Genomic DNA, 6,137 nt, shown 5'->3' on the forward strand with positions numbered 1-6,137 from the left:
ATGAGCGAGAACCAGACCGGGCTTGACGAGGAATTCGAGCCATCCGGCGAGGACTCAGTTGCTGAGCGCCTCGAAGAGATCGACGACGCCGAAGCGGATGTCCGTGCGGAATCCCTCCGTGCGGGCCTGGCCGACTATGAGCTGGATGAAGAGGACGCAGCGCTGCTTGCGCAGCAGTTGGGGGAGTACGACGACGACGCCCCCGTGCGCCTGGACCCGGTCCTTGCGATTGTGGGCCGGCCCAATGTCGGCAAGTCGACCCTGGTGAACAGGATCCTCGGGCGGCGTGAAGCAGTGGTTGAGGATACGCCGGGTGTGACGCGCGACCGCGTCATGTACTCGGCGATCTGGAACGCCACCAACTTCACCCTTGTGGATACCGGTGGCTGGGAGCATGATGCCCGCGGCATTCACGCCCGTGTGGCCGATCAGGCCGAGGTTGCCGTCGACATGGCCGACGCGGTGCTGCTGGTGGTCGATGCGACGGTTGGTGCCACCGCCACTGACGAAGCGATTGTGAAGATGCTGCGGCGCAAGAAGAAGCCCGTCATCCTCATCGCCAACAAAGTGGACGATATCCAGAACGAAGCCGACGCCGCCGCTCTCTGGGCGCTTGGTTTCGGTGAGCCGATGCCGGTGTCTGCGCTGCACGGCCGCGGTACTGCGGACATGCTGGACCGGGCTGTTGAGCTGATGCCGGAGTTCTCGGCGTATGGCGGCCTAGAGCGTTCCGGTGGGCCGCGGCGTGTGGCGTTGATCGGCCGGCCGAACGTGGGCAAGTCCTCGCTGCTGAACAAGCTGGCCGGGAGCGAGCGCGTTGTCGTGGATCCGATGGCCGGAACCACGCGTGATCCGGTGGACGAGATGATCGATCTGGGCGGCCGCACCTGGCGGTTTGTCGATACCGCTGGAATCCGCCGCCGCCAGCATATGGCGCAGGGTGCTGACTTCTATGCGTCGCTGCGGACGCAGTCGGCGTTGGAGAAGGCCGAAGTTGCGGTGGTGCTGATCGCCGTGGACGAGGTACTCAGCGAGCAGGACATCCGCATCCTCAACCTGGCCATGGAATCGGGCCGTGCGCTGGTGCTGGCGTTCAACAAGTGGGACTTGCTGGACGATGAGCGCCGCCGTTACCTGGAACGTGAGATCGAGCAGGACCTGGCGCATGTCGAGTGGGCTCCGCGGGTGAACATCTCCGCGCTGACCGGTTGGCACAAGGACCGTCTGACGCCCGCGTTGGATCTTGCCCTTGAGTCGTGGGACAAGCGGATTCCTACGGGTAGGCTCAATGCCTTCCTGGGTGAACTGGTTGCGGCGCATCCGCACCCCGTGCGGGGGGGCAAGCAGCCGAGGATTCTCTTTGGGACGCAGGCGTCGTCGCGGCCGCCGCGCTTTGTGCTGTTCACAACGGGCTTCCTGGATCCGGGCTACAGGCGCTTCATCCAGCGTCGTCTGCGTGAGACCTTCGGGTTTGAGGGAACGCCGATCGAGGTAAGCATGCGGGTGCGCGAAAAGCGAGGCAAGAAGAGGTAGCTCGTGTTCGCCGGTCGGTGGTCGACCAAGGGCCGCCAGGCCCGCGTGGAGACCCAATGGCCCAATTAGCCAACCCTCCGGTGGTCGACCAAGGCCGCTTGCGTAAACTTCCGGTGGTCGACCAAGGGCCGCCAGGCCCGCGTGGAGACCGGTAACCATCCGCACCCGCCGCGGTTCGTCCCCACCCCCGGGAATGCGATACGATTCTTCAGGTGGTTCGGGCGGAAGTCGGAGTCAATCGGGATGTGGCGCAGCTTGGTAGCGCACTTGACTGGGGGTCAAGTGGGTTGGAAGCGCAAAACAGCATTTCGAGGCAAAAACTAAACAACGGGCTGTAGCGCAGCTTGGTAGCGCACCTGACTGGGGGTCAGGGGGTCGCAGGTTCAAATCCTGTCAGCCCGACAGAAAAGGCCTGATCAGACGGACGTTTGATCAGGCCTTCGTTGTTTTCCGTGACGGTTTTCGCTGGTCCCCTTCTGGTCCCCTTCCGCCGGCATAGGTGATGGACCTGTGGATAACGGAATCCGGCGCGATGCCTCCCTGTGGAGAAGGGGACCAAAAGGGGACCAGGACGGTGCAGACCCGAGTCGGAGCCGTTCACAGCCCGCGTGCCGTGCCTTGAAGCGGTCGTCCCGATGCGTTCGCGCGCGTGTCTCTGCTGAGGAATGCGTTGGCCTGCTCTGCGGCGGATGCGAGGTGGCGGTCATCAGGGTGGAGGTAGCCGCGAGTGGTCTCGATCGAGGCGTGTCCGAGGATCTCTTGGAGGACATGGAGGGGGACCCCGGCGTCGGCGAGCCAGGTGGCACCGGTGTGTCGGAGGCCATGTCGGGTGAGATTGGGCAGGCCGAGGTCGGCGACGACCTGGTCCCAGTTGGTGGCGTCGCGGACAGTGGCCGTCGTGAGGAAACCGCCGCGCGGACCGACGAGTAGTGGCGCTTCCGGCTGCTTGAACGCGGAGAGCCGCTTCAGGATTGGCCGGAGCGGGTCGAGAATCGGCACGCGCCGTTCCTTGCGGCTCTTGGTCGGCTTGGTGATGAGGCCGCCTCTGCCGGGGAAAACCTGCCTCCGGATGATGACGAGGTTCTTGTTGAAGTCCACATCTCCAACTTGAAGTCCGGAGACTTCTGAAGAGCGAGCTGCCAGTAGCGCTGCGAGCATCACGAAGTCTGAATAGGACTGATGTACGGCACCGCAGGCGGAGGCGAGCTGGTTTAACTTCTGGAGGTCAGGGATAGCGTGTGCGCGCGGGGCAGCATCTTCGGCGGGTTGAATCCGGAAAGCGTTTCGATGGAGACTCCGCTTCGCACGGTTCTTGGCGGGATTGATTGTGATCAGGCCGTCGCGAACAGCTTCGTCGAGTACCCGTACAAGAGGGGCGATGGTGTTCTTGATCGTCGATGCGCCGTAGTGTTTCTCCCAGTCGTCGATCGTGCGGTCAATCATTCCAGCTGTGATCTGCGTGACGGGCAGATGGCCAAGCGCCGGGAGTACTCGTAGCCGAAGACCGTAGCGGTAATTGTCTCCGGTAGAGGTCATGTCCAGGCCGCGTGCCCATCGGTCGCCGATCGAGGTGAAGAACTCCAGGAGGGTCATGGATACGTCCATTCCCCTGACCGAAGAATTTCGCAGCGTTTCGAAGAATGCCCTTGCGGCTGCCTCGTCTTTCACGATCTCGGTACGAATCACGCGCCGCCTTGTGAGCGGATCAGTCCAGCGTGCCCGCGCTCGAATCCCGTAGGAACGTCGTTCCATGTCGGTAGAGATCCTCACCCCGATCGGCGGTACCGGCCGGGGTGAGGACTCTGGCATCGGCTCAGCTGGGCGGGCCATGGTGCGGCTCCAAGTTCTGCAGCCACTCGTTGATCGCTTCGAGTCTGTATCGGGCGATACCGCCGAGCTTGATGAACGGTGGTCCGGTCTCCGCGGAGCGCCAACGAGACAACGTTGATTCGGAGACCTTCAGGTACGAGGCGACCTCTCGGCTATCCAGCAATGGCGAGAGTGGTGCGGTCGCTTCGACCGAGTTGCTCATGATTCGTCCAGAGGAGGGTTTCCGAGCGAACGATAGAACTCGTCTTCGGCTGCCTGACGTCGCTGAACGTCATCAACGACGAACTCGACGAAGTCGGCTTCCCGGTCGGTGATCATTGATTCTTCGGAGGGAATGGGCGGCTCTTCCCCGGGCCAGGTGGCTTGCCGTGTGGGGCGATCACGATCGAGGCGAGTCCCGCAGATAGCTACCCAGTCGCGGAGTCGTAGACGAGCGTCCGCAAAGTCGCGATGCCACCCCAACGGTGCGGATCCATTTTGGTTGGGGTCGTAGGCGCACAGCCAGTGCAGGTGCAGCGCTGACAGCTCCCAGACGAGCTCGGGGTGACGATGCCAGTAGGGCGGGATCACTGCTGCCGGGAGTCCGTAGGTTCGGCGAAGCCAGTCGATCCAGCGATTCAGTTCCAACCACTCGACCTCCGCGTCGTTCGCGGTGAGGAGATTCCAGTTGATCGGATGCGGTGGTTCAGCGACGAATGATTCGTCGTAATCATCCGCCTCGCGCCCTTCGTGTGCTTCGGGGCTGGGGATGAAGTCAGTCACGATGGCCACTCCTACTCAGATGCTGACCGCAGGAGCGGCATCTGACTGCGCTCGCGCTCGGGCAGGTGCTTCAAAAGGGGAAGCATCACGACCAGTCGCCTCGCGCATGTTGCTGTCGCGATGAGGTCCGCGATCGACCTCGTATTGGGTGCGCGCAACGTCGTGACCGAAGCGAGAGACGATGAACTCCTCGGCTGCGACAGTCTGACCGTCCTTCTCGTAGCTGTACTCGCGCACGCGCCCGGTGGCGATGAACTTGTCGCCCTTGTGAAATCGCGCGACTCCTTCTTCGGCTGCGCGCCGGAAGGCACTCATGTCGTGGAATGACGGGTCGAGCTGCGTGAAACTTCCGTCTGGGGTCTGCTGAGAATGCTCTATGCCGATCCGAGCGTAGAACCGAGCGGTGCCGTCCTCGGTGTAGGTCAGACGGGGCTCGGTCGCGATGAATCCTGTGATGGCTTGCTGGGTGTCGATGGACATGACGACTCCTTGATCTGTTGGGGTGGCCATCGGATGTGATGGCTGCTGCAACAGACAGGTGCGCTCTGCGCCCCAGCGCGGATCATGGCGTCGCAGGGCGTTCCAAGAGCGACTCAACCGCCGCACGATCTGCTTTGAGCTGTAGACCGTCGGAGCGCTTCGGCCAGGGGTGAAGGTCAGTGATGATGGGTGGAGCCGATCGGAGCAAGATAACCCCTGTTCCAAACGGCAACGTGCGAATGCGGTCGGGCGGCAGGATCGGGACGCGACGGATAGAACGCTGGTTGGAGCGCGATCCATGGTCACCGAGCGTGACTGAGTCGGTGAACTCGTCGCGTTCGCCGATCAGTGTGGACAGGTCTTGGAGGTCGCGGGAGTTCGAGGCGCCGCCGAGAATGATTTTCGCGATACTGGCGTCCCAGATCGCTGCGGCCTTGTTCTCTGACCACTTGTCCCGCGCCTGGGCAAGGGATTGGAGCACGGGCATCGTTGTGATGCCGGTCCCGCCTCCTTCTGCCATGAGTGTGGGCAACGAGGGTAGTGGCGCGAGGTTTCCGATCTCGTCGAGCGCAAACAGCAGCGGTGGATCGAGCCGTGCGCCGGGTGATCGGGCAGCCATGCGGCGGGCGGTCTCGACGAGGTCTTCGACGAATGCCGCGACGAGAGCTGCACTGTTCCCGGCCCCAACGCCGGTCGCCAGAAGATACAGCGTGCCGCGGTCACGGATAAAGCTCTCGGGATCGAACTGCTCGCCTTCTTCAGGGCTAACGGCATCAAGCACTCTGGGGTCGGCCAGCGCCGAAAGTGCGAGCGAAACGCCCTGCCAGATACTGTCGCGCGTGCGCGGGTCGGCGTCGAGCGTTGCCTCCAGGGAATCTGCCCAGCCCGTGGCTGCCAGCGATGAGCCTGTCAGGATGGCGACTGCCTCTGCGGCTGCCGATGGGTCGAGCGTCCATCGGAATAGCTCAGCCGGACTCCGATGATCGAGCGCGGCTGCGTGAAGGAGCGACTGCAGTGCGATGCGAGTCTTTCCCTCCCAGAACCCTCCGCCCTCGACGCCCCCAGCGGACAACTCGGTGGCCGCTGCAAGACCGGTCGCGCGGATCATCGCGGTCAGCGGATCCTCACAGCCACGAATGGGCGACCACCGCAGCCCAGCGGGGACCCCTTCAGCAAGATGCTGAGGATCAAAGACAGCGACCGGACCGACCCGCTCGCGTGCCCGCAGCGTTGCCGTCAGATTGTCGGGCCGGGTCGACGTCGTCACGACTGCACCCGGCGCATCGAGAATCGCCGGGATCACAATGTGGAGGCCCTTGCCCGAACGCGGCGGACCAATGAGGAGGATCGAGTCTTCGACGCTGGCCCACACCTGCTTGCCGTGCGAGCGACCGAGCAAGTAGCCGACCTCCTCGGGCTTCGGCTGATCTAGCGAGGGCCGAAGCGTCGCAGCCCGGCGCAGGAGCGCCTTCGCGGAAGCACTGGTGACGACCTCGTGACTGCTGGCAGTACCGGCGAGCCGCCGTGGGTCG

General features: G+C 63.5%; 6 protein-coding genes and 1 tRNA gene. 2 read left to right on the forward strand and 5 right to left on the reverse strand.

All coding sequences use genetic code 11. The features are described 5' to 3' along the window. Positions 1 to 1,533: a ribosome biogenesis GTPase Der gene (gene der / locus Y708_RS0109630; RefSeq protein ID WP_028279780.1), complete on the forward strand. Its 1,533-nt coding sequence runs from the start codon at positions 1 to 3 to the stop codon at positions 1,531 to 1,533. 328 nt (positions 1,534 to 1,861) lie between these two features. Next, positions 1,862 to 1,935, forward strand: a tRNA-Pro gene (locus tag Y708_RS0109635). A 195-nt stretch (positions 1,936 to 2,130) separates the two neighbouring features. On the opposite strand, the gene Y708_RS24060 is transcribed toward Y708_RS0109635, so the two are convergent. The 5 genes from Y708_RS24060 to Y708_RS24065 all read right to left on the reverse strand — a co-directional run. Continuing rightward, the gene (locus Y708_RS24060) at positions 2,131 to 3,219 is read right to left on the reverse strand and encodes a tyrosine-type recombinase/integrase (protein ID WP_343212962.1); all 1,089 of its coding nucleotides are present in this window, start codon (positions 3,217 to 3,219) and stop codon (positions 2,131 to 2,133) included. 127 nt (positions 3,220 to 3,346) lie between these two features. Next, positions 3,347 to 3,565, reverse strand: a complete 219-nt coding sequence (locus Y708_RS0109645) for a helix-turn-helix transcriptional regulator (RefSeq protein WP_028279781.1) — start codon at positions 3,563 to 3,565, stop codon at positions 3,347 to 3,349. Next, a complete protein-coding gene (locus Y708_RS0109650) occupies positions 3,562 to 4,125 on the reverse strand; it encodes a hypothetical protein (RefSeq protein ID WP_028279782.1) in 564 nt (187 codons plus the stop codon). The genes Y708_RS0109645 and Y708_RS0109650 overlap by 4 nt, the downstream gene beginning before the upstream one ends. 15 nt (positions 4,126 to 4,140) lie before the next feature. Continuing rightward, on the reverse strand, positions 4,141 to 4,605 hold the full coding sequence (locus tag Y708_RS0109655; RefSeq protein WP_028279783.1) for a single-stranded DNA-binding protein: 465 nt from the start codon (positions 4,603 to 4,605) through the stop codon (positions 4,141 to 4,143). Between the two features lie 82 nt (positions 4,606 to 4,687). After that, on the reverse strand, positions 4,688 to 6,137 hold a 1,450-nt coding region (locus Y708_RS24065), incomplete at its 5' end, for a type IV secretory system conjugative DNA transfer family protein (RefSeq protein ID WP_035775868.1).

The organism is Arthrobacter sp. H5, from assembly GCF_000520595.1.
Classification (GTDB): domain Bacteria; phylum Actinomycetota; class Actinomycetes; order Actinomycetales; family Micrococcaceae; genus Arthrobacter_D.